The 22763-nt window shown below is 69.7% G+C and carries 17 protein-coding genes; 6 read left to right on the top strand and 11 right to left on the bottom strand.

The features are described 5' to 3' along the window. Positions 1-31: 31 nt before the first annotated feature. The 3 genes from OG490_RS18700 to OG490_RS18690 all read left to right on the top strand — a co-directional run bounded on the left by OG490_RS18700 (position 32) and on the right by OG490_RS18690 (position 2933). Positions 32-1123 carry a ParA family protein gene (locus OG490_RS18700; RefSeq protein WP_330297439.1) on the top strand — a complete coding sequence of 364 codons (1092 nt, stop codon included), beginning with the start codon at positions 32-34 and terminating at the stop codon, positions 1121-1123. Next, positions 1120-2214, top strand: coding sequence for a ParB/RepB/Spo0J family partition protein (locus tag OG490_RS18695; RefSeq protein ID WP_330297438.1), 1095 nt, complete (start codon positions 1120-1122; stop codon positions 2212-2214). Before OG490_RS18700 ends, OG490_RS18695 begins: the two co-directional genes overlap by 4 nt. 101 nt (positions 2215-2315) lie before the next feature. Further along, positions 2316-2933: a GNAT family N-acetyltransferase gene (locus tag OG490_RS18690; protein ID WP_330297437.1), complete on the top strand. Its 618-nt coding sequence runs from the start codon at positions 2316-2318 to the stop codon at positions 2931-2933. Positions 2934-3007: 74 nt separating this feature from the next. Here OG490_RS18690 and trxA read toward each other — a convergent pair whose 3' ends face one another. The 7 genes from trxA to OG490_RS18655 form a co-directional block, all read right to left on the bottom strand. Next, positions 3008-3349 (bottom strand): thioredoxin, encoded by a 342-nt coding sequence (gene trxA, locus OG490_RS18685; RefSeq protein ID WP_330297436.1) that lies wholly within the window; start codon positions 3347-3349, stop codon positions 3008-3010. Between the two features lie 54 nt (positions 3350-3403). Next, a complete protein-coding gene (gene trxB / locus OG490_RS18680; RefSeq protein WP_330297435.1) occupies positions 3404-4363 on the bottom strand; it encodes a thioredoxin-disulfide reductase in 960 nt (319 codons plus the stop codon). 125 nt (positions 4364-4488) lie between these two features. Continuing rightward, complete coding sequence (locus OG490_RS18675; RefSeq protein WP_330297434.1) at positions 4489-5439, bottom strand: hypothetical protein; 951 nt, start codon at positions 5437-5439, stop codon at positions 4489-4491. Beyond that, entirely contained in the window at positions 5436-6137 is a 702-nt protein-coding gene (sigM, locus tag OG490_RS18670) for an RNA polymerase sigma factor SigM (RefSeq protein WP_330297433.1), read from the bottom strand. Before sigM ends, OG490_RS18675 begins: the two co-directional genes overlap by 4 nt. Positions 6138-6162: 25 nt before the next feature. Beyond that, entirely contained in the window at positions 6163-7887 is a 1725-nt protein-coding gene (locus OG490_RS18665) for a protein kinase family protein (protein ID WP_330297432.1), read from the bottom strand. Positions 7888-8004: 117 nt separating this feature from the next. After that, a complete protein-coding gene (murJ, locus tag OG490_RS18660) occupies positions 8005-10182 on the bottom strand; it encodes a murein biosynthesis integral membrane protein MurJ (protein ID WP_330297431.1) in 2178 nt (725 codons plus the stop codon). Positions 10183-10228: 46 nt separating this feature from the next. Beyond that, positions 10229-12508: a DUF6049 family protein gene (locus OG490_RS18655; protein WP_330297430.1), complete on the bottom strand. Its 2280-nt coding sequence runs from the start codon at positions 12506-12508 to the stop codon at positions 10229-10231. Between the two features lie 185 nt (positions 12509-12693). On the opposite strand from OG490_RS18655, the gene OG490_RS18650 reads away from it, so the two are divergent. Beyond that, positions 12694-14160, top strand: coding sequence for a CCA tRNA nucleotidyltransferase (locus OG490_RS18650; protein ID WP_330297429.1), 1467 nt, complete (start codon positions 12694-12696; stop codon positions 14158-14160). Positions 14161-14225: 65 nt separating this feature from the next. Here OG490_RS18650 and OG490_RS18645 read toward each other — a convergent pair whose 3' ends face one another. The 3 genes from OG490_RS18645 to OG490_RS18635 form a co-directional block, all read right to left on the bottom strand. Then, the gene (locus OG490_RS18645) at positions 14226-15506 is read right to left on the bottom strand and encodes an MFS transporter (RefSeq protein ID WP_330297428.1); all 1281 of its coding nucleotides are present in this window, start codon (positions 15504-15506) and stop codon (positions 14226-14228) included. Between the two features lie 106 nt (positions 15507-15612). Beyond that, entirely contained in the window at positions 15613-16695 is a 1083-nt protein-coding gene (locus OG490_RS18640; protein WP_330297427.1) for an inositol-3-phosphate synthase, read from the bottom strand. Between the two features lie 49 nt (positions 16696-16744). Then, a complete protein-coding gene (locus OG490_RS18635) occupies positions 16745-17347 on the bottom strand; it encodes a PadR family transcriptional regulator (RefSeq protein WP_327253820.1) in 603 nt (200 codons plus the stop codon). Between the two features lie 273 nt (positions 17348-17620). Between OG490_RS18635 and OG490_RS18630 the strand changes: the two genes are divergently transcribed. Then, positions 17621-20173 carry a transglycosylase domain-containing protein gene (locus OG490_RS18630; RefSeq protein ID WP_330297426.1) on the top strand — a complete coding sequence of 851 codons (2553 nt, stop codon included), beginning with the start codon at positions 17621-17623 and terminating at the stop codon, positions 20171-20173. 91 nt (positions 20174-20264) lie between these two features. After that, positions 20265-21725: a glycosyltransferase family 87 protein gene (locus OG490_RS18625; RefSeq protein WP_330297425.1), complete on the top strand. Its 1461-nt coding sequence runs from the start codon at positions 20265-20267 to the stop codon at positions 21723-21725. Position 21726: 1 nt separating this feature from the next. Here OG490_RS18625 and OG490_RS18620 read toward each other — a convergent pair whose 3' ends face one another. Continuing rightward, entirely contained in the window at positions 21727-22758 is a 1032-nt protein-coding gene (locus tag OG490_RS18620) for an alanine racemase (protein ID WP_330297424.1), read from the bottom strand. Between the last annotated feature and the right edge of the window lie 5 nt (positions 22759-22763).

Here is a 22763-nt window from a genome sequence, read left to right as displayed (position 1 = left end):
ACGGGCCCCGCTGGTTCGCGACCCCGGTGACATGGCAGGCTCTGTTCATCGCGAGCCTGATGCCGAGGAGAGTGACACCGTGCGGTCAGACGCCAACCTCGCGGGGCCGATGGCCGATCCGGTCCCCGGTCCCCGCTCTGAATCGCCGGGCGAAGATGTTTCACGTGAAACATCGGCCCCGCCGCTTGTAGACAACGAAGACACACCCATCGGCCGAGCCGCGCAGATCGCGGTCGAGGCCCTGGGCCGTGCGAGTGAGGGCCTGCCCAGACCCGCACAGACCCGGATCATGGTCGTGGCCAACCAGAAGGGCGGCGTGGGCAAGACCACGTCGACCGTGAACCTGGCCGCTTCCCTGGCCCTGCACGGGGCGCGGGTCCTGGTCGTGGACCTCGACCCGCAGGGCAACGCCTCCACGGCGCTGGGCATCGACCACCACGCGGATGTGCCGTCCATCTACGACGTGCTCGTGGACAGCCGCCCGCTGATGGAGGTCGTCCAGCCGGTGGTCGATGTGGAGGGGCTGTTCTGTGCTCCCGCCACCATCGACCTGGCGGGTGCGGAGATCGAGCTGGTTTCCCTGGTGGCGCGTGAGAGCCGCCTCCAGCGGGCCATCCAGGCGTACGAGCAGCCGCTCGACTACATCCTGATCGACTGCCCGCCCTCGCTGGGCCTGCTGACGGTGAACGCCCTGGTTGCCGGGGCGGAGGTGCTGATCCCGATCCAGTGCGAGTACTACGCGCTGGAGGGGCTGGGTCAGCTGCTGCGCAACGTCGACCTGGTGCGGGCCCACCTGAACCCCACTCTGCACGTGTCCACGATCCTGCTGACGATGTACGACGGCAGGACCCGGCTGGCCTCGCAGGTGGCGGAGGAGGTGCGCACCCACTTCGGCAAGGAGGTGCTGCGCACGAGCATCCCGCGATCGGTCCGCATCTCGGAGGCCCCGAGCTACGGGCAGACGGTGCTGACCTACGACCCGGGTTCCAGCGGTTCCCTCTCCTACCTGGAGGCGGCACGGGAGATCGCGCTGCGCGGGGCCGGAATCCAGTACGACGCCCAGCACCCCCATCTGGGTGCGGGCATGAACAACACGCAGAGCATGGCGGAGGGGATCCAGTGAGTGAGCGACGTAGGGGTCTGGGGCGGGGGCTCGGCGCGCTGATTCCCGCGGCTCCCCAGGAGAAGACGCCGCCGGTGATCGGTGCGGCGGGGTCGACGTCTCCGTCGGCCCTGCCGGTACTGACCGCGGAGCGTGGGATCGCGGCGGCGAGGCTGGCTTCGCTGGCGCAGGCCGATGTTTCACGTGAAACATCGGCGGCGATCGCGGCCGCCGAGCCGGAGCCGGCCGCGGCCCCGGAGGTCGAGGAGGTGGCGGGAGCGACGTTCGCGGAGCTTCCGATGGACTCGATCACGCCGAACCCGCGCCAGCCTCGCGAGGTGTTCGACGAGGACGCGCTGGCCGAGCTGGTGACCTCCATCCAGGAGGTGGGCCTGCTCCAGCCGGTGGTGGTGCGGCAGTCGGCCCCGGGCCGCTACGAACTGATCATGGGCGAGCGCCGTTGGCGTGCCTGCCGGGAGGCAGGGCTCCAGCGCATCCCGGCGATCATCCGCGCCACGGACGACGAGAAGCTGCTCCTGGACGCGCTGCTGGAGAACCTGCACCGGGCCCAGCTGAACCCGCTGGAAGAGGCCGCCGCCTACGACCAGCTCCTCCAGGACTTCAACTGCACGCACGACCAGCTGGCGGACCGGATCGGGCGTTCGCGTCCGCAGGTCTCCAACACGCTGCGGCTGCTGAAGCTGTCGCCTTCCGTGCAGCGGCGGGTGGCGGCGGGAGTGCTCTCGGCCGGCCACGCGCGGGCGCTGCTCTCGGTGGACGACTCCGAGACCCAGGACCGGCTGGCGCACCGGATCGTGGCCGAGGGGCTGTCGGTGCGTGCGGTCGAGGAGATCGTGGCGCTGATGGGCTCGGAGTCCTCGAGCGCGGTGAAGCCGAAGGGCCCGCGGGCGGGTGCCCGGGTCTCTCCGGCGCTCAACGAGCTGGCGACGCGGCTGTCGGACCGGTTCGAGACGCGGGTGAAGGTGGATCTGGGTCAGAAGAAGGGCAAGATCACCGTCGAGTTCGCCTCGATGGAGGATCTGGAACGGATCCTGGGGACGCTGGCGCCGGGCGAGGGCCGGGTCTTGGACCAGGGAACTTCCGCGGAGTAGCCCACCGTCCGGGGGCGGTTCGTGCCGGCGTGAGCCGGCGCGGGCCGCCCCTTTGCCTTGCTGCGGTTTCGGGTGATTCGAGCTGTGGATACGATGCGGTCATGGGTCGTCGGCTGGTACCGCTCACGCTGGACAACCTTCAGGATCTGCCGAGGCGTTGCCGGTCCTGTGTCTTCTGGGAGCTGGATCCGGTCAGCGGTGAGGCCGCCGTGAAGGCGGGCACCCCTGCCCAGGAGAAAGAGGCGTGGATCTCCGCCGTTCTTCTGGAGTGGGGCTCCTGCGGCCGCGTGGTCTATGTGGACGAGGTCCCCGTGGGGTTCATGCTCTACGCGCCGCCCGCGTACGTGGCCCGTGCGACCGCCTTCCCGACCAGCCCGGTGTCGCCGGACGCCGTACAGCTGATCACGGCATGGATCATGCCGGGGTATCAGGGGCAGGGCCTGGGGCGGGTGATGGTGCAGACGATGGCGAAGGACCTGCTGCGCAGGGGGTTCCGGGCGATCGAGGCATTCGGGGACGCGCGGTGGGAGGGTCCGGCCTGTCTGCTGCCGGCGGACCATCTGCTGGCCGTGGGCTTCAAGACCGTGCGGCCGCATCCGGTCCATCCCCGGCTGAGGCTGGAGCTGCGCTCCACGCTGTCGTGGAAGGAAGACGTGGAACTGGCCCTGGACCGCCTGCTGGGTGCGGCCCGGAAGGAACCGGCGCTGCGTCCGCTGTGAAGAGACGTCACCGATACGCCAAACGGGGCCGCTCCCGAGAGGAGCGGCCCCGTTTCACGTGAAACGTTGGTCCGTCAGACGGTCTTGGCCGTGATGAACGGGTCCAGGTCACGCAGGATGGCGGCCTTCGGCTTGGCACCGACGATGGTCTTGACGACCTCGCCGCCCTGGTAGACGTTCAGGGTCGGGATGGACATGACGCCGTACTTGGCGGCCGTTCCCGGGTTCTCGTCGATGTTCAGCTTGACGATCTCGATCTCGTCGCCGTACTCGGCGGCGATGGCCTCGAGGGAGGGCGCGATCTGGCGGCACGGACCGCACCAGGCGGCCCAGAAGTCCACCAGGACCGGCTTGTCGCTGCTGAGGACCTCGGTGTCGAAGTCTGCGTCGGTCACGTTCTTGAGGGTGCCGGCCACAACGGCCTCCTTCTTTTCCTGCGGGGAAATGGGGTGTGGTGCTGCTTGCGGGGGTCAGACCGCCGCGGTCGCCTTCTCGACGTCCGCGAGGGCGGCGAGGAAGCGCTCGGCGTCGAGGGCAGCGGAACAACCGGTGCCCGCGGCCGTGATGGCCTGACGGTAGGTGTGGTCGACGACGTCGCCGGCACCGAACACACCGGTGAGGCTGGTGCGGGTGGAGGGGGCGTCGACCTTGAGGTAGCCCTCCGCGTCGAGGTCCAGCTGGTCCTGGAACAGCTCGGTGCGCGGGTCGTGGCCGACGGCGATGAAGAGGCCGGTCACGGGCAGCTCGGAGGTCTCGCCGGTCTTGGTGTTGCGCAGGGTCAGCCCGGAGAGCTTCTGCTCGCCGTGGATCTCGGCGACCTCGCTGTCCCAGGCGAAGCTGATCTTCGGGTCGGCGAAGGCGCGGTCCTGCATGGCCTTGGAGGCGCGCAGGGAGTCACGGCGGTGGACGATCGTGACGGACTTGGCGAACCGGGAGAGGAAGGTGGCTTCCTCGATCGCGGTGTCGCCGCCGCCGACCACGGCGATGTCGTGGTCCTTGAAGAAGAAGCCGTCGCAGGTGGCGCACCAGGAGACACCGCGGCCGGAGAGTGCGTCCTCGTTGGGCAGGCCCAGCTTGCGGTGCTGCGAGCCGGTGGTCACGATCACGGCCTTGGCGCGGTGCACGGTACCGGCGGTGTCGGTGACGGTCTTGATCTCACCGGTGAGGTCCACGGCCACGATGTCGTCAGGAACCAGCTCGGCACCGAAGCGCTCGGCCTGACCGCGCATGTTGTCCATGAGGTCCGGCCCCATGATCCCGTCCTGGAAGCCGGGGAAGTTCTCGACCTCCGTGGTGTTCATCAGGGCGCCACCGGCCGTGACGGCACCTTCGAAGACCAGGGGCTTGAGCGAAGCGCGTGCGGTGTACAGGGCGGCGGTGTAACCGGCCGGCCCGGAACCGATGATGATCACGTTTCGTACGTCGCTCACGGGTTACTTCCTCGTCTCTGCGGACTGCCTGCTGCCTACCGGGGGGCCGGTGTGGACTCTCACCCCACCCAACGGATCCTACGGCGCCCGCATTCCCGAGCCGTCCACCCGGGCTTCAGAGCGGCTCAACCCCGGGGGTAGGTGCTCTTCAGCAGGGGCTCTCCGGCAGGGGCCGAGGGGGCGGTGAGGCAGGCGGCGCTGACGAGGTAGGCGTCCACGGAAGCGGAGTCGCCGGGGTGCGGAAGGACGAGGAGGAAGACGTCGGTGCCCTCGTAGCTGCCGCGCTCGGAGGCCAGGGGCTCCTCGGAGCGGCCGGTGGCCTTCTGGACACAGGCCGGGACCGGGGGTGCCGCACGGTCGGCGGGGGCCAGTCCCGGAGCGGCCGGAGAGTTGTTCTCCACCCCGTAGGTGTTGCTCTGGTCCCCCGGCACCTTCTTCACCTGGTCCGCGGAGGCGAGGAGTCCCTGCACGTTGTCCTGGAGGCCCTGGGCCGTGTACGCGTGCCCGCCGGGCTGGGCCTGGGAGCTGGCGGAGTTCGTGCGGGCCGACATGTCCCCACTCCGGGGGCCGGAGAGGAAGTTGGTCAGGAGAACCCCGACAGCACAGGCGGTGAGCAGACCGCCGACGACGGCGATCCGGCGGCGGGCGCGACGCCGACCGGGGCCCGTTGGGCCGGCCGGGTGACCGGAGGGCCGCAGAGGACCGGATTCCGTGAGTGGGGCGGGCGATGTTTCACGTGAAACATCGGGGGCCGCTCCCCCGTCGGCCGGACCGGTCCGGCCGACGGGCACGGCTTCGGCGCGCGGGGTGGTGGAGTCGAGAAGGGCTTCGGCGGCGAGGGCCGCGTCGATCCGGCCGGAGATGTCGGAGGGCATCCGGGAAGGGCCGGGGAGCGTGCCGAGCAGGGCCCGGATCTCGTCGAGGGAGGCGCGGACGTCGGTGCACAGGGCGCAGTCGGCCAGATGGCTGCGGACTTCGGTGGTGCGGGACGGGGAGAGGAGGCCTTCCGTCAGCTCGGAGATCTCCGAGACATCGGGGTGCCGGATCGTGCCGGTCGTACCGGTCGTGGGGTTCACGCTCGTCCACCTCCGCCCTTCACTGCGTTGGGATCCGGGGTTGCTTCCCCGCGGTCTGCCGTCGGTGGGACGGTTGTCCCCGGTGTCCGGTTCCTTCCCCGCTCGCTGTCGGTGTTATCCCCGGTATGCGTGCGCAGATGAGTGAGGAGCGGGACGAGTTTTGCCCGGCCGCGGGCACAGCGGCTCTTCACGGTGCCGACGGGGACGTCGAGGATGCGGGCGGCTTCCGCGACGGGGTAGCCCTGCATGTCGACGAGGACGAGCGCCGCCCGTTGTTCGGCCGGGAGGGTGCTCAGGGCGGCCAGGAGCTGGCGGTGGAGGTCCTGGCGCTCCGCGGGGGCCTCGGCGGACTCGTGGGGCTCCAGGAGGCGCTCCAGGCGTTCCGTGTCATCGAGGGGGGCGGTCCGGCGGGAGGCGGCCTTGCGGGCCCGGTCCAGGCAGGCGTTCACGGTGATGCGGTGCAGCCAGGTGGTGACGGCTGATTCACCGCGGAAGGTGTGCGCGGCCCGGTAGGCCGAGACGAGTGCGTCCTGCACGGCGTCGGCGGCTTCCTCGCGGTCGCCGAGGGTGCGCAGGGCCACGGCCCACAGCCGGTCCCGGTGACGGCGCACGAGCTCACCGAAGGCGTCCGGATCTCCGGCGGCGTGCAGCGACAGGAGTTCCTGGTCGCTGCGGCCTCCGGGTGTGGCTTCGTCCAACGGTGAGCCCCTCCCCTGCCGTGCGTCAGCCCGTGAACTTCACGTCCGTGATGGCCTGCTTGAAACCCGCCTGGCTGTACGCGTCGGCGGGCGCCTTGGGCATCGCGGTGATCCAGATGAGCACGTAGCGGGCCTTGACCGGTGTGTCGGTGGCCAGCTTGAGGGTGCTGTCCGAAGTGCTGCCGGTGGCGATCTTCGGCATGGAGCGGACCTGGCCCGACGGGGACAGGGCGCCGGCGTCGTAGAGCGTGGCGGTGGTGTGGTTGCCGGCGAACTTCAGCGCTATCGAGGCACCGTTGACCTCGTGCTCGGACCCGAGGTCGTAGACGACGCCGACACCGGCCTTGTACTCCTCGCTCATCTCGGGACCCTCGACGTAGGACTTGGTGCGCCAGAAGGTCGTGGCGTCCCCGTCGAAGGTGTTCGTGACGCTGTCGGGGTCCTGGTCCTTGCCGTCCGGGGAGAACTCACGGGCGCCCGTGACGGCGAGGAGAACCGGCTCCTTCTTCTCCGGGGCGTCGTCGCCCTTGGGGTGCTGGTTCTGGTTGCTGCCGTTGTTGCCCTGATTGCCGCGGCCCAGCAGGTTGTCGGCGAGCTGCCAGCTGCCCAGACCGAGGGCCGCGATCAGGAGGGCGGCGACGCCCCACTTCAGGGCCCGGCCGGTGCGGCTCTGCAGCGGCGGCGGGGGGACGACGCCGAGCGTCTGCGGGGCGGGCATGCCGGAAGGCATGGGCCTGCCGTAGCTGCCCTGCTGGTAGGTGGTGTGCTGGTACTCCGGAGGCGCGGTGAAGGTGGGCTCCGGCGGTCGGATGCGGGGCATCGCGGCCACGGCCTTCGACAGCTCTTCCGGGGTGGTGCAGGCGGGTTCCTGACGGGAGGCGGTGGCTCCGTCGTTGGCGAGGGCACGCATGGCCAGTTCGCCCAGGCCCCGGTGCACGCCCGCGCGGACCTGGTCGGGAGCGATCAGCCCGACGCCCTTGGGCAGGCCGGTGAGGCCGTAGGCGTCGTTCTCGTACGGCCAGCGCTGGGTGAGGGCGGCGTACAGGAGGGCGCCGATGGCCTCGGTGTCCGCACGCTGCGGGGTGTCGCTGGTGATACCGCGCAGCGCGGCGTTCACGGCGAGGCCCCTGATGCGGTACTGGCCCGTGGAAGTGCGCAGTATCGCGCTGGGGGTCAGCCGCAGGTGCGCCAGGCCCTCGCGGTGCGCGGCGGTCATGGCCTGGGAGATCTGGCTGACGAGCTGGTAGGCCTCGTGCGGCTCCAGGGGGCCGGCGGCGAGTACCGCGGTGAGCTCGGTGGCGTCGGGCAGCCACTCGTGGACCACGTAGACGAGGTCGTTCTCCTCCACGGCGTCGAGGACCTGGACGAACCGGGGGTCGCCGAGCAGGGCGGAGGAACGGGCCGCGGCCAGTACGGCACGGGCCCGCGCGTGGTCGGCGGGCAGCAAGTGGACGCCCACGGCGCGGCGGAGCTTCTCGTCCATCGCACGCCAGCTGCTGAATCCGTCCAGACGGGTGACGCACTCCTCCAGGCGGTAGCGCCTGGCGAGCTTGTGGCCGCTGTGGAGTTCGGGCGAGGCCGCAGGTGCCGCGTTTCTGCGCTCGCCGTCCTTTTCGGGCATGAGTCCGTCCGCGGCCTGTCCGTTCTGGGTGTCCACCCCGTCGGCCGTGGCCTGAGCCGCCTCAGCGGCCGGCGGCTCGTTGCCGCCGTTGTCGGCCACGTCGACGGCAGCCGTGCTACGTTCCGCCACCGTCGTCCCTGCCTCCCCATCCGTTACGCGCTGTCGGCCAGTCTGCGAAGCCATGCCAATTGTGCCCACAGTCCGGCCCTCTGCACGACACGCTAAAGAAGGGGATGGATGTGCGCATCAGCGCCCCAGGCGTCCGCGGACCATCCCGACCATGGCGTTGAGTTCTTCGATGCGCATCCGCTTGGCGGCGACGAGGAACACCGCCGCCAGGGCGATACCGCCGGCCACCAGCGCGGCGAGCGATCCGAGGGCCCCACTGCCCATGAAGTGCAGGACCGCGAAGGCGACGGCACCGGCCACCACCGCGGCGGGAAGGCAGGCCCCGATGAGCCGGGTGTAGGTGCGCATCACGTGCGCCCCGTCGAGGTCGCCACCGAGGCGGGTGCGCAGCCGGCGCCAGGCGACACCCACGCCGACGGCGTAGCCCAGGCCGTAGGCGGCGGCCATGCCGACGACGGCCCATCGGGCCGGGAGGACGAGGAAGGCGATCGCGGAGAAGCCTGCGTTGACGGCGGCCACGATGACCGTGTTGTAGAAGGGGGTCCGGGTGTCCTCGTAGGCGTAGAAGCCGCGCAGGACGACGTACTGGACCGAGTACGGGATCAGTCCGAGGCCGAAGGCCATCAGGATGAAGCCGATGTTCTGCGCGCTCTGCGCGCCGGAGCCGGCGTAGAGCAGGCCGGCCATCGGGACGCCCAGGGCGAGGAACGCGAAGGCGCAGGGCACGATCGCGACCGCCGAGGTGCGCAGACCGTAGGAGATGTCGTCGCGGACGGCGGCCGCGTCGCCGTCGTGGGCGGAGCGGGAGATGCGCGGCAGGACGGCGGTCATGACGGAGACGGTGATGATGGCCTGCGGCATCTGCCAGAGCAGCAGGGCGTAGTTGTAGCCGGTGATGCCGGTACCGCCGTGGCCCTGCTTGTCGGCGACCTCGCCCGCCCAGGTGGCGAGCTGGGTGACGACGATCAGGCCGAGCTGGTTGGCGAGGACGAAGAAGAACGTCCACTTGGCCAGGCCGGCGGCCTTGCCGAGGCCGTGGCCCTTCCAGTCGAACCGCAGGCGCGGCTTGAAGCCGGCGTCGCGAAGGTAGGGAACCATCGACAGGGACTGGACGACCAGGCCGAGCAGGGTGCCCAGGCCCAGCAGGCGCACGCCTTCGGGGGTGATGCCGGCCTCGGTGACCCCGGTGGTGGTGAAGCCGCCGAACGCCCAGATGAAGGCCCCGAAGGTGGCGATGACGACGATGTTGTTGAGGACGGGGGTCCACATCATCGCGCCGAACCGGCCGCGGGCGTTGAGGATCTGACCGAGGACCACGTGCACGCCCATGAAGAACATGGTGGGCAGGCAGTAGTGGGCGAAGGCGACGGCCACGTCCAGCCGCTGCGGATCGTCGGCGATCTTCTGCGACATCATGCCGATGAACAGCGGGGCCGCGAGCACGCAGATGGTGGTGACGGCGCCGAGCAGGACCATGACGAGGGTGAGCAGCCGGTTGGCGTAGGCCTCTCCCCCGTCCTCGTCGTTCTTCATCGCGCGGACCAACTGCGGGATGAAGACCGCGTTGAGGGCGCCGCCGCCGACCAGGACGTAGATCATCGTCGGCAGGGTGTTGGCGACCTGGTAGCTGTCGTTGAGGGTGGCGACACCGATGGCACCGGCGATCACCAGGGTCCGCATGAAGCCGGTGATGCGGGAGACGATCGTGCCGGCGGCCATCAGGGCGCTGGACTTGAGCAGGCTGGAGGCGCGACCCGACGGCTTGCTCGGTGCCGGGGCGGCCACGGGGGCGTCCTCGGCGGGGGTGCGGGGAGCCGCGTCCTGATCCCGGTAGAGGTGCGCGAAGGCGTCCGGCCGGGGCTCCTGGTCGGCGGCCTTGGTGACCAGCGAGTCCACGCCCACGAACTGCGTGGTGGTGGCGTGGTCGCCGTAGGGCAGGTGCCGGGAGGGGCCGTCCGGCTCGGGCGGCGGGGTCTGGGCCCAGACCCGCGGGTCCGGGGCGTACGCGGGGGCCGGCGGGGCGGCGTAGAGCGGGCCGGGCTCCTGGTAGGTACCGGGTGGCGGCGGGGGGTGCGAGGCCCGGTCGTAGAGGACCTCCGCGACCGGGTCCTGGGCGGACAGGTCCTGCGACCGGTAGGGGTCGTAGGCGTAGGCGTCCTGGACATAAGGGTCGTGGTCCGGTGCGGGCGCGGGTGCGGGAACCTGCCCCGGCACCGGGGTGCCGGGGGCAGTGCCCTGGGAGGGCGCGGGCCCGCCGGCGCCCTGCGCGCGGTCACCTTCGTACGGCGCGTTCATCGAAACCCCACCTCATCGTCCCCAGGCCGACCGGCCACGGCATCGCTCAACGGTCCACTGTCTCACCCGTGCCGGACGCGTCCGTGCTTTGCGGTCCGGTGTCCGGGGACTCGTCACTCTGCTGCGTGTTCTCCTCTTCGGCTTCCGCGGCGGCACGCGCCGCGACGCGCTTGCGGCTGGCGTACATCTTGATGCCTGCCAGGACGAGGAGGAGAACGCCGCCCGCGATGACGAGCATGACGGTGGGGGTGACCTCGGTGGCCTCGACGGTGAACTTGCGTTCCTTGCCGTAGGGGACGCCATCGGTCGTGTAGAGCTGCGCGGTCACTTCGACCGGGCCGCTTGCAGTGGCATTCGCGGGGAACTTTACGGTCTGGCTGTGACCACCTTGGACAGCGACCTCCTGCTGGGCCTCACCGCTGTCGCCGAACATCAGCCGGGTGGGGTTGGCGGACTTCAAGCGCAGGACCAGATTGTGGGTGTCCTGGACGAGGCTGTTCTGGATGCTGACCGGGATGGTGGCGCTGTGTCCGGAGAGGGTGGCATCCGACTTGGAGATGACCTTGACCTTCTCGGTGAGGCCGATCAGGTACTGCTGCACCTGGTCCCGGTAGTCCCGCGCTTCGTCGGGGCGGCCGCGCCAGGAGGTGGACATCTCCCGGTTGGTGGCGTTGCCGAAGGGGATCTCGACGCGGTCGGGCGCGGTCAGGATGACCTTGAAGTGGTCCAGGGTGCTCTGGGTGGTACGGATCTGCTCGAAGGCGGAGACGGGCAGTTCCTGCTTGCTCAGCGCCTCCGGGTACTGGCCGGCCCCCGGGACCTGGGTGGCGGCCCGCGGGTCGGGCGTGGCGGCGGCCGCGGCTTCCAGGTCGGCGGGCTGGGTCCAGCGCCCGGACTGCAGCTCGCGGATGGCGGTGGCCATCGTCTGGGCCTGGCTGGAACTCGGAGTCCGCTGCGGGGCCACGACGAAGCTGCGCTGGTTGTCGGGCGCCTGCAGGTTCAGGGCGAGCGTGTGGGCGAGGAACTCCTGCACCGCGAGGGTGGAGTCCCCGGCGCCGAGCATGCTGCCCTGGAAGGCGGTGGAGAGTTCGGCGTCGGCGACGATGGCGGTGGTGCCCGCACCGATGGGCCGCGCGGCCGAGGGGGTGTAGCCGAGGGAGCCGGTCTCCTGGAGGCTGTCGCTGCGGGTGAGGACGTTGTGGGCGCCCGCCGAAGTGGCCACGTTGACGATCGACGGGTCGATCGCTCCGTCCACGGGCCAGGAGAAGTCGGTGGTCGCGGGGACGTGCAGGACCGTCTCGACGGCCTGCTTCGCCTTGTCGGTGGCGGGCCGGAGCTGGCCCAGCGTCCCGGAGACGTCCTTGCCGTGGTGGGCGAGCGAGGCGATGTCGGGGTCCGCGAAGGGCAGTGCGACGACCTTCTTGCCCTGGACGGCGCTCTCCAGCGAGCTCAGCCACTGCTCGGCGATCGCCTTGTTCTTGCCCTGGACGGTCCGGCCGTCGGGGGTGCGGATCCGGTAGCCCTTGGTCATCGCGTCGACCGTGTAGAGCAGGTCGGGGTCGATGAGCCAGGCAATGGGCAGGTCCTTGCCGAGCGAGACCATCTGCTCCAGGCGGCCGCCGGGCCGCAGCTCGTCGGCGAGGCTCTCGTCGAGGAAGACGGGGGTCTGCAGCTCGTCCGAGCCGGTCTCCGCGGTCAGGTGCGTGGTGGAGATCAGCGGCCACACGTACGTGAGCTGCGAGCGCTTGGCGGCGGCCTCCGGCTGCCAGGGCAGGAAGGTCCGCTTGATGCCGAGGATCTGCTCGGAGGCACGGCTCTCGGTCTCCCCGGACAGGGAGACGCCGAGCTGGTAGACGCCGTCCTTGTCCAGCTCCAGCTTGTTCACGGGGACCTTGAGCGTGAAGGGCTGGGCGACCTTCGGGAGCAGCGTGTCGATCTTCACCGCGAATTCGGCGCTGATCTCGGCGGGGTCGGTGCCCGCCCTGAAGGCACCGCGGTCCGCGGTCTCGTCGATGGAGCTGCGGTCCCCCAGCACGGGCCCGACCCGCAGACCCACGTGCGCGGCGGTGATCTTCTCGCGGCTGTTGTTGACCACGGTGCCGGAGATCGTGAGGGTGTCGCCCTTGACCGGGGCGCTGGGCGCCAGGCCGTCGAGCTGGACGTCCACGGCGGAGGCCGCGGACTCGGCGGCATCGGCCTTGGGGGCGGGAGAGTAGATCAGGGCGGCGAGCACCGGAGTGCCGGCGAGCAGGACGACTGCGCGCCGCAGCCAGCGTCGCCGGGCAGGAGCGGGGGCCGCCCCTTGGATGTCTGCCGCCTCGGCCACGCGCTCGCCCGTCCCTCGAAGTGTCAGTGGTCGTCGTTTGTGCGTCCACGCATGGTAACGAGGCCCGCTGTGCGCGAGTGCCGCGCCTTGCTCCACATGATCGGGCCCGGCCCGGAGCGCTTGTGGGCCGGGGTGGCCACAAACAGGGAAGCTCCTGGCGGGCCGGGCACGTACCCTTTTCTGTTGTGCCGAACGCCAACGAAGAGAACTCCAGTGTCCTGAGTCAGGGACAGGTCCGCGCGGTGAGTGAACTGCTCCGGATCGCCCCTGTCGCCGACGAGCTCGGCCGCCGTTTCCAGGAGGCGGGATTCCGCCTCGCCCTGGTCGGCGGGTCCGTCCGCGACGCGCTGCTCGGGCGCCTCGGCAACGACCTCGACTTCACCACCGATGCCCGTCCCGAGGACGTCCTCAAGATCATCAGGCCGTGGGCCGACTCGGTGTGGGACGTCGGCATCGCCTTCGGCACGGTCGGTGCGCAGAAGCTGGCCCGTGTCGAGGGCGCCGAACGGAACTTCGAGATCGAGGTGACCACGTACCGCTCGGAGTCCTACGACAGGACCTCGCGCAAGCCGGAGGTCTCCTATGGGGACTCGATCGAGGAAGACCTCGTCCGTCGTGACTTCACGGTGAACGCGATGGCCGTCGCGCTTCCCGAGCAGGAGTTCGTGGACCCGTACGGCGGTCTGGAGGACCTCCGGGCGGGCGTCCTGCGGACCCCCGGCACCCCGGAGGACTCCTTCTCCGACGATCCGCTGCGGATGCTGCGGGCGGCGCGGTTCGCCGCGCAGCTCGACTTCGAGGTCGCCCCCGAGGTGGTGGCGGCCATGACGGAGATGTCCGGCCGGATCGAGATCGTCTCGGCGGAGCGGGTTCAGGCCGAGCTGAACAAACTGCTGCTGTCCGCGCACCCGCGCAAGGGCCTGGGCCTCCTCGTGGACACCGGGCTGGCCGACCACGTGATGCCCGAGCTTCCGGCACTGCGCCTGGAGAGCGATGAGCACCACCGCCACAAGGACGTCTACGACCACTCGCTGATCGTCCTGGAACAGGCGATCGCCCTGGAGGAGGACGGCCCGGACCTGGTACTGCGGCTCGCGGCCCTGCTGCACGACATCGGCAAGCCCCGCACCCGCCGGTTCGAGAGCGATGGCCGGGTCTCCTTCCACCACCACGAGATGGTGGGCGCGAAGATGACCAAGAAGCGCATGACCTCGCTGAAGTACTCCAACGACATGGTCAAGGACGTGTCGCGGCTGGTGGAGCTGCACCTGCGCTTCCACGGCTACGGGGACGGGGAGTGGACCGACTCGGCGGTGCGGCGCTACGTCCGCGACGCCGGCCCGCTGCTGGAGCGCCTGCACAAGCTGACCCGTTCCGACTGCACCACGCGCAACAAGCGCAAGGCGAACGCGCTCTCCCGCACCTATGACGGGCTGGAGGAGCGCATCGCCCAGCTGCAGGAGCAGGAGGAGCTGGACGCGATCCGGCCCGACCTGGACGGCAACGAGATCATGCAGGTCCTGGACGTCAGTCCCGGTCCGGTGATCGGCAAGGCCTACGCGTTCCTGCTGGAGCTGCGGCTGGAGAACGGTCCGATGGGGCGTGATGCGGCGATCGCAGCCCTCAAGGAGTGGTGGGCGGCGCAGGACTGAGCCGGATCGGCCCGGCCGCCGCCCGTCGATGTTTCACGTGAAACATCGACGGGCGGCGACGGGGTTCAGGGCGATGTTTCACGTGAAACATCGCCCTGTCGCATGAGGAAGGCGGCGGTCAGGGCATAGAGCGTGGCCACGCCGAGGATCAGTGGGACGGACTGCCCGTCGAGCGGGAGCACGAGCGCGGCCACCGCGGCGGCGCCGACGAAGGCGGCGTTGAAGAGCACGTCGTAGACGGAGAAGACGCGTCCGCGGAAGGCATCGTCCACCCGGGACTGCACGACGGTATCGGTGGAGATCTTGGCGCCCTGGGTGGCGAGGCCGAGCACGAAGGCGGCGGCCAGCATCGGGCCGGGGGCGAAGAACAGCCCGAGCGCGGGGACCAGCACGGCGGATCCGGCGGCGCAGGCGGTCATCCATCCCCGGGTGCCCAGCCGGCCCACGAGCCAGGGGGTGACCACGGCGGCCGCGAAGAATCCGGCCCCCGAGACACCGACCGTGACTCCGAGCAGGGCCAGTCCGTCGGACTCGTTGTCCGACCAGGCGTAGCGGCACAGCATGAGCAGCGTGACGAACAGGGCCCCGTAGCAGAACCGCATCAGGGTCATGGCGGTCAGCGCCCGGGCCGCCTCGCGCCGGGAGGACAGGTGGCGCAGGCCGTCGGCCATGCCCCGTACGGCGAGGGCGACGCCCTCCCGCACCGTCGGGTTGATCCCTCCGGGAGGGTGATCGGGCCCGAGGAGACCCACGGCGAGGCCCAGGGAGACCAGGGCGGCGCACAGGTAGAGCCCGGCTGCCAGGAGCACGACGAGGGCGTCGGAGTCGGAGGCCAGTACGCGGACGAGGAAGGCCAGTCCCCCGCCGGCCACGGCCGCGAGGGTTCCGGCGGTGGGGGAGAGTGCGTTCGCGGTGACCAGCTCGCCGGGCCCGACGACACGTGGCAGGGAGGCTGCCAGCCCGGCCAGGACGAACCGGTTGACGGCGGTCACGGACAGGGCCGAGGCGTAGAAGAGCCAGTCGGGGACGTGCGCGACGATCAGCATGCCGGTGACACAGGCGAGGAAGGCCCGCAGCAGGTTGCCGTAGAGGAAGACCTGGCGGCGCGGCCAGCGGTCGAGCAGTACGCCGGCGAAGGGCCCGATCACCGAATAGGGCAGCAGGAGCACGGCCATGGCCGAGGCGATGGCCGCGGGCGAGGCCTGCTTCTCCGGGGAGAAGACGACGTAAGTGGCCAGTGCGACTTGGTACACGCCGTCCGCGGCCTGGCAGAGCAGCCGCACGGCGAGCAGGTTGCGGAAGTCCCGCAGACGCAGGAGTACGCGCAGATCACGTACGACAGCCATGTGGGCAAGGGTCACATACGCGGAGGGTCCCCGGGCACATTGCCCGGGGACCCTCCGCGTAAGAACAGCCGAAGTCCAGGTGTCGTTGCCGACCCTTGGGATCCGACTAGCGGTCGACCTCGCCCTTGATGAACTTCTCGACGTTGGCCTGGGCCTCGTCGTCGAAGTACTGCACCGGCGGGGACTTCATGAAGTAGCTCGACGCAGAGAGGATCGGGCCGCCGATACCGCGGTCCTTGGCGATCTTCGCGGCGCGCAGGGCGTCGATGATGACACCGGCGGAGTTCGGGGAGTCCCACACCTCGAGCTTGTACTCGAGGTTCAGGGGGACGTCGCCGAACGCGCGGCCCTCGAGGCGGACGTAGGCCCACTTGCGGTCGTCGAGCCACTGGACGTAGTCCGACGGGCCGATGTGGACGTTCTTCTCACCGAGCTCGCGGTCGGGGATCTGCGAGGTGACGGCCTGCGTCTTGGAGATCTTCTTCGACTCGAGGCGGTCGCGCTCGAGCATGTTCTTGAAGTCCATGTTGCCGCCGACGTTGAGCTGCATGGTGCGCTCAAGACGGACGCCGCGGTCCTCGAACAGTCGCGCCATCACGCGGTGCGTGATGGTGGCGCCGACCTGGGACTTGATGTCGTCGCCGACGATCGGGACACCGGCCTCGGTGAACTTGTCCGCCCACTCCTTGGTGCCGGCGATGAAGACCGGGAGGGCGTTGACGAAGGCGACCTTGGCGTCGATGGCGCACTGGGCGTAGAACTTCGCCGCGTCCTCGGAACCGACGGGGAGGTAGCAGATCAGGACGTCGACCTGACGGTCCTTGAGGACCTGGACGACGTCGACCGGGGTCTCGGCCGACTCCTCGATGGTCATGCGGTAGTACTTGCCCAGGCCGTCCAGGGTGTGGCCGCGCTGAACGGTCACGCCCGCACTCGGGACGTCGCAGATCTTGATGGTGTTGTTTTCGCTGGCGCCGATGGCGTCCGAAAGGTCGAGGCCGACCTTCTTCGCGTCGACGTCGAACGCGGCGACGAACTCGATGTCGCTGACGTGGTAGTCGCCGAACTGGACGTGCATCAGACCGGGGACCTTGGCCGCCGGGTCGGCGTCCTTGTAGTACTCGACGCCCTGCACCAGCGAGGCGGCGCAGTTGCCTACGCCGACGATGGCTACGCGAACCGAACCCATTCCGGTTGCTCCCTGTTTGTTCTCGGACGAGGCCTGCGAGATGCAGGCCTCATTTAGCAGTTTCGTCGGACGGACCGGGTCGTCTCTGATCCCGTCCCGCCCGCTCACTCTCGATGAGCTCGTTCAGCCAGCGCACTTCGCGCTCCACGGACTCCATGCCGTGGCGCTGCAGCTCGAGCGTGTAATCGTCGAGCCGCTCGCGAGTGCGGGCGAGCGAGGCGCTCATCTTCTCCAGGCGCTCTTCAAGCCGGCTGCGACGGCCTTCCAGGACCCGCATGCGCACTTCTCGTTCGGTCTGGCCGAAGAAAGCGAAGCGTGCGGCGAAAGACTCGTCCTCCCAGGCATCGGGGCCCGTGTGGGAGAGGAGCTCCTCGAAGTGCTCCTTGCCTGCCGCCGTCAACCGGTAGACGATCTTGGCGCGGCGCCCTGCGAGTGAAGCGGCGAGAGCGTCTTCCGGGGCATTGCCCGGTTCTTCGATCAACCAGCCGTTGGTGACGAGCGTCTTGAGGCAGGGATAGAGCGTTCCGTAACTGAACGCCCTGAACACCCCCAGTGAGGTGTTGAGCCGCTTGCGCAGCTCATAGCCGTGCATGGGGGATTCGCGAAGCAGGCCGAGTACGGCGAACTCGAGGATGCCTGAGCGCCTGCTCATCCGCCTGCCTTCCTCCGCCTCGGAGTGTTTATGTCGAGCTGATGTATCGGCTCGATACATCCAGACGATAGAACGGGCTGCTCCCGGCTACAAGTCACGACACGGTGACCGGCGTCACATCCTCAATTCACACAGGGCAAGTTGCCTGGTTTGGGATGAACTTCGGCACTGAGGGGCTTTTGGGCGTGCGTAGTCTGTGCGCCATGACACCGGGGGGACCGGAACTCACCTGCCGCTTCCAGGCCACTCGCCTGCCCGAGGAGTAGTCGTTCGATGAGCGAGCACCGCCGCAAACCGCAACAGCCCCAGGGTGGCGGCCGCGCCGCGGCCCGCAAGGCTGCCCAAGCGCGCCCCGGACGGGGCGCCGGGTCCGGACACGACGTCCCCACCTCGTCACCGAGCGGGCCGTATCCGGAGGAGCCGGGCCGTGGAGGCAGAGCCGGCAACCGGAGATCCGCAGGACGGGAACCGGCGGGACGGGGCCGGGGCGCCAAGGCCGGACGCGGCACGGGCCGCCCGGACAAGCGGTTCATCAACTACCCGCGCTCGGACAAGGCGGGATGGAAGCGCTTCATCCCGTCGTGGAAGCTCGTCGGAGGCACGGCCTTCGGCTTCTTCGCGATCATCATCGCGGGCGCCGGAATCGGCATCGCCTCGGTGAACACCCCTGACCCGAACAAGACGGCAGAGGCGCAGAACAACGTCTTCTACTGGGCCGACGGCACCCAGATGGTCGCGACCGGTGGATCCGTGAACCGCCAGATCGTGCCCATCGGGAGCATCCCCCGGTCCATGCAGAACGCCGTGATCGCGGCGGAGAACGAGTCCTTCGAGTCGGACAAGGGCGTGGACCCGATGGGTATCGCCCGCGCCGTGTGGAACATGGCCAAGGGCGGATCCACCCAGGGCGGCTCGACGATCACCCAGCAGTACGTGAAGAACACGTACCTGGACTCCGACCAGACGCTCAAGCGCAAGGTCACCGAGCTCTTCATCTCGATAAAGCTGGGCGTGAGCGAGGAGAAGAACACGATCCTCGCGGGCTACCTGAACACGGCCTACTACGGACGCGACGCCTACGGGATCCAGGCCGCCGCCCGCGCCTACTTCGGCAAGGACTGCGACAAGCTGACCCCGTCCGAGAGCGCCTTCCTCGCCTCCGTGCTCAAGGGCCCGAACCTCTACAACCCGGACGGCGGCATCGGCACCGCGGCCACCACCCAGGCCAACACCGAACGCGCCAAGCAGCGCTGGGCCTGGGTGCTGGACCGCGAGGTCACGGTGGGCCGCATGCAGCAGTCCGAGCGGGACCAGTTCAAGGAGTTCCCCCAGCTCGTCGAATCCGCTCAGGCCAAGGGCATGGCGGGACAGATCGGCTATCTGGTCGAGACGGCCAAGGCCTACATGACGAAGAAGGGCATCACGGTCGACGAGCTGGCCAAGGGCGGCTACCAGATCTACACCACCTTCCAGAAGCCGAAGGTGGACGCCCTGGTCAAGGCCGTCGAGGAGACCCGCGACGGGCTGATCGACGAGAAGAAGCGGCCCGACACCGACACCTTCGTCCAGTTCGGCGCTTCCTCGGTGGACGTGAAGACCGGAGCCATCGTCGCCCTGTACGGCGGGCCGGGCATGGACAAGAAGTACTTCAACAACAACGCCAACACCTCCGGTGTCCAGGTCGGCTCGACCTGGAAGCCGTTCGTGCTGGCGGCGGCGATGGAGTACGGCACACAGAACTCCAACGGCGCGGGGATCTCGGCCGACAGCAAGTACATGGCCAACGACCTCACGGTGATCAACAACCGTGACGGCAAGCCCCTGCGCGACGGCTCGGGCAAGCCGTTCAAGCAGAAGAACGAGAGCCCGACCGCCTACGGGTACGTGACCCTGAACGAGGCGATGGAGAAGTCCATCAACGTTCCGTTCGCCCAGCTCGTCTTCGACGTGGGCCACACCAAGGTCCGGGACGTCGCCAAGGCCTCGGGCATCCTCCCGGAGACGATGGACCCGAACGACAACGCCTCCTTCGCGCTCGGCACCTCGACGCCCAGCGCCATCCGGATGGCCGACTCGTATGCCACCTTCGCCGGCTCCGGCACCCACCACGAGCCGTACTCCGTGACCAAGGTGAGGAAGAACGGCGAGGACCTGGCCGGCTTCGAGGCGCCCAAGGCGCAGCAGGCCATGGACAACTCGATCGCGGACAACGTCACCAAGGTCCTGCGCAACGTCGTCGAGAACGGCACCGGTACCAAGGCGAAGAAGCTGGGCCGGCCCGCCGCGGGCAAGACCGGTACCACCGATGACAACATGTCGGCCTGGTTCGTCGGCTACACGCCCCAGCTGTCCACCTCCGTGACCCTGTTCCGCTCGGACCCCAACGCGCCGAAGAAGGAACTGATCTCGATGAAGGGCGTGGGCAACATCCCGTCCCTCCACGGTGGTGACATCCCCGCCGAGATCTGGGTCAAGTACATGAAGGAAGCGCTGAACGGCGTTCCGGAGACTGAGTTCCCGGAGCCGGACAAGCTCGGCGTCGTCGCGGACGCCTCCGGTGCTCCCACGCCCTCGCCCTCGATTGCCCCGTCCATGTCCCCCTCTCCGTCCCCGAGCCCCTCGATGGAGCCTTCGCCGTCCCCGTCGCCTTCCAAGGGCGGGAAGCCCTCCTGCAAGCCGTGGGAGATCTGCGACCCGGGGGCGAGCCCCAGCGCAACCGTCTCGCCCTCGCCCTCGCCCAGCAAGACGGGCGGCGGCAGGCCGGGTGGAGCGACGAACGGCGGCGGTACCGGCGGCTTCCCGATAGGGGGGGCCACGGGCGGCTGATCCCGCCGCCACGAAGCAGGGCCGTAGAGGGCCGTCGCACCAAGTGCGACGGCCCTCTCCCATGTCCGGCGCCGTACGGCAGGATGTGCGCATGACGAAGGTGCACGAGGACAGCCCCGTACTGCCCACCCAGCAGGACGAGGTGGCCGCCGCCGGGAGCGAGCTCATCGGCGGCCCGCTGGGCCGCTACGCCCGGCTGGGAGGCCACTGGCTGACCCCGGTGCGCGTCGTGGTGCTCGTGGCCCTGGGGATGTTCGCGCTCGGCATGGTGCAGAAGCTGCCCTGCTACGACTGGGCGTGGTTCCGAGGGGCCGGGTCCCAGTACACCCACGCCTGCTACTCGGACATCCCGCACCTCTACGTCGTACGCGGCTTCGCGGACGGCCTCACGCCGTACTTCGACCGGCTCCCCGGCGACATGCAGTTCCTGGAGTACCCGGTGCTCACCGGGGTCTTCATGGAAGTCGCCTCCTGGCTGACCCCGAGCAGCGGCTCGATGCAGCACCGGGAGCAGATGTACTGGATGGTCAACGCGGGCATGCTGATGGCCTGCGCCGCCGTGATCGCCGTGTGCGTGGCCCGTACGCACCGCCGGCGGCCGTGGGACGCCCTGCTCTTCGCCCTCGCGCCCGCCTTCGCGCTCACCGCGACCATCAACTGGGACCTGCTGGCGATCGCCCTGACGGCCGCCGCGATGCTCATGTGGTCGCGGGGCCGGACACTGGCCTTCGGCATCCTGATCGGCCTGGCCACCGCGGCCAAGCTCTACCCCGTACTGCTGCTCGGGGCCGTGTTCATGCTCTGCTGGCGGGCCGGGAAGTGGCGCGCCTTCGGTGCGGCGGTCGGCGGCGCGGTCGCCTCGTGGGTCGTGGTGAACCTGCCCGTCATGCTCTTCGCCTGGGAAGGCTGGACGAAGTTCTACACCTTCAGCCAGGAGCGGCCCATCGACTTCGGCTCCGTGTGGCTGCTGATCTCCCAGCGCTCCGGGAACCCGCTGGAGGGCGCCAACACCTACGCCACGGGCCTGACGCTGCTGCTGTGCGCGGGCATCGGCTTCCTCACGCTGACCGCACCGCGCCGCCCCCGCTTCGCGCAGCTGGCCTTCCTGCTCGTGGCCGCCTTCATCCTGGTCAACAAGGTCTACTCGCCGCAGTACGTGCTGTGGCTGATCCCGCTCGCCGCGCTGGCCCGGCCGCGCTGGCGGGACTTCCTCATCTGGCAGGCCGGCGAGGTCGTCTACTTCCTGGGGATCTGGTTCTACCTGGCCTACACGACCAGCGGTGAGAAGCACCAGGGCCTGCCGCTGGAGGGCTACCAGCTGGCGATCGCGGCCCATCTGCTGTGCACGCTCTACCTGTGCGCCGTGGTCGTGCGCGACATCATGCTGCCCGAGCGCGACGTGGTGCGGCGCGACGGGTCGGACGACCCCTCCGGCGGCGTCCTGGACGGCGCCGAGGACGTGTTCACCCTGTCGCACACGGCGAAGGCGCCGCAGTACGCGGCGCCTTCGGACGGACGGCGGGTCGAATGGGGCGCGGGCCCCGAGGACTGACTCAGGCCTCGATCGCCCGGTCGAACTGCGTTGTGGTGTGACGCAGGTGCGCCACCAGTTCGTCGCCGACCTTCGGCTCGGGAGAGTCGGAGGGCACGAACAGGATGGACACCTGCATGTGCGGCGGCTCGGCGAACCAGCGCTGCTTGCCCGCCCACACGAACGGCGACAGGTTGCGGTTGACGGTGGCCAGCCCCGCCCGGGCCACGCCCTTGGCACGCGGCATCACCCCGTGCAGGGCCTTGGGGGCCTCCAGGCCCACACCGTGCGAGGTGCCGCCGGCGACCACGACCAGCCAGCCGTCGGAGGCGGCCTTCTGCTGGCGGTAGCCGAACCGGTCGCCCTTGGAGACGCGGGTGACGTCGAGGACCGCACCGCGGTACTCGGTCGCCTCGTGGTCGCCCAGCCAGAGCCGGGTGCCGATCCGGGCCCGGAAGCGGGTCTGCGGGAACTGCTGCTGGAGGCGCGCCAGCTCCGCGGCCTTCAGGTGGCTGACGAACATGGTGTGGAGCGGCAGCCGGGCCGCGCGCAGCCGGTCCATCCAGCCGATGACCTCCTCGACGGCGTCCGAGCCGTCCGGGCGGTCCAGCGGCAGGTGCAGGGCGAAGCCCTCCAGCCGGACGTCCTCGATCGCGGTGTGCAGCTGGCCGAGGTCCTGCTCGGAGATGCCGTGCCGGCGCATGGAGCTCATGCACTCGATGACCACGCGGGCGCCGACGAGACCCCGGACCCCGTCCAGCGAGGACACCGAGCGGATGACCCGGTCCGGCAGCGGCACCGGCTCCTCACCGCGCCGGAACGGGGTCAGGACGAGCAGGTCCCCGCCGAACCAGTCCTTGATGCTCGCGGCTTCGTACGTCGTCCCGACGGCCAGGACGTCGGCGCCCATCCGGGTCGCCTCCTCGCAGAGCCGCTCGTGGCCGAAGCCGTAGCCGTTGCCCTTGCAGACCGGGATCAGGCCGGGGAACTGGTCCTGGATCTGCTTCTGGTGCGCACGCCAGCGCGCGGTGTCGACGTAGAGCGTGAGCGCCATGCCCG

It is taken from the genome of Streptomyces sp. NBC_00503, from assembly GCF_036346895.1.
In the GTDB taxonomy this organism is placed as follows: Bacteria; Actinomycetota; Actinomycetes; order Streptomycetales; family Streptomycetaceae; genus Streptomyces.
Note: the sequence above shows the minus strand (reverse complement) of the source record. Positions and strands in the feature narration are given on the sequence as shown.

Coding starts and splice junctions, on each gene's coding strand:
- OG490_RS18700 (WP_330297439.1), top strand. CDS start 32: ATGGCAGGCTCTGTTCATCGCGAGCCTGATGCCGAGGAGAGTGACACC.
- OG490_RS18690 (WP_330297437.1), top strand. CDS start 2,316: ATGGGTCGTCGGCTGGTACCGCTCACGCTGGACAACCTTCAGGATCTG.
- murJ (WP_330297431.1), bottom strand. CDS start 10,182: ATGAACGCGCCGTACGAAGGTGACCGCGCGCAGGGCGCCGGCGGGCCC.
- OG490_RS18645 (WP_330297428.1), bottom strand. CDS start 15,506: ATGGCTGTCGTACGTGATCTGCGCGTACTCCTGCGTCTGCGGGACTTC.
- OG490_RS18640 (WP_330297427.1), bottom strand. CDS start 16,695: ATGGGTTCGGTTCGCGTAGCCATCGTCGGCGTAGGCAACTGCGCCGCC.
- OG490_RS18635 (WP_327253820.1), bottom strand. CDS start 17,347: ATGAGCAGGCGCTCAGGCATCCTCGAGTTCGCCGTACTCGGCCTGCTT.
- OG490_RS18630 (WP_330297426.1), top strand. CDS start 17,621: ATGAGCGAGCACCGCCGCAAACCGCAACAGCCCCAGGGTGGCGGCCGC.
- OG490_RS18625 (WP_330297425.1), top strand. CDS start 20,265: ATGACGAAGGTGCACGAGGACAGCCCCGTACTGCCCACCCAGCAGGAC.
- OG490_RS18620 (WP_330297424.1), bottom strand. CDS start 22,758: ATGGCGCTCACGCTCTACGTCGACACCGCGCGCTGGCGTGCGCACCAG.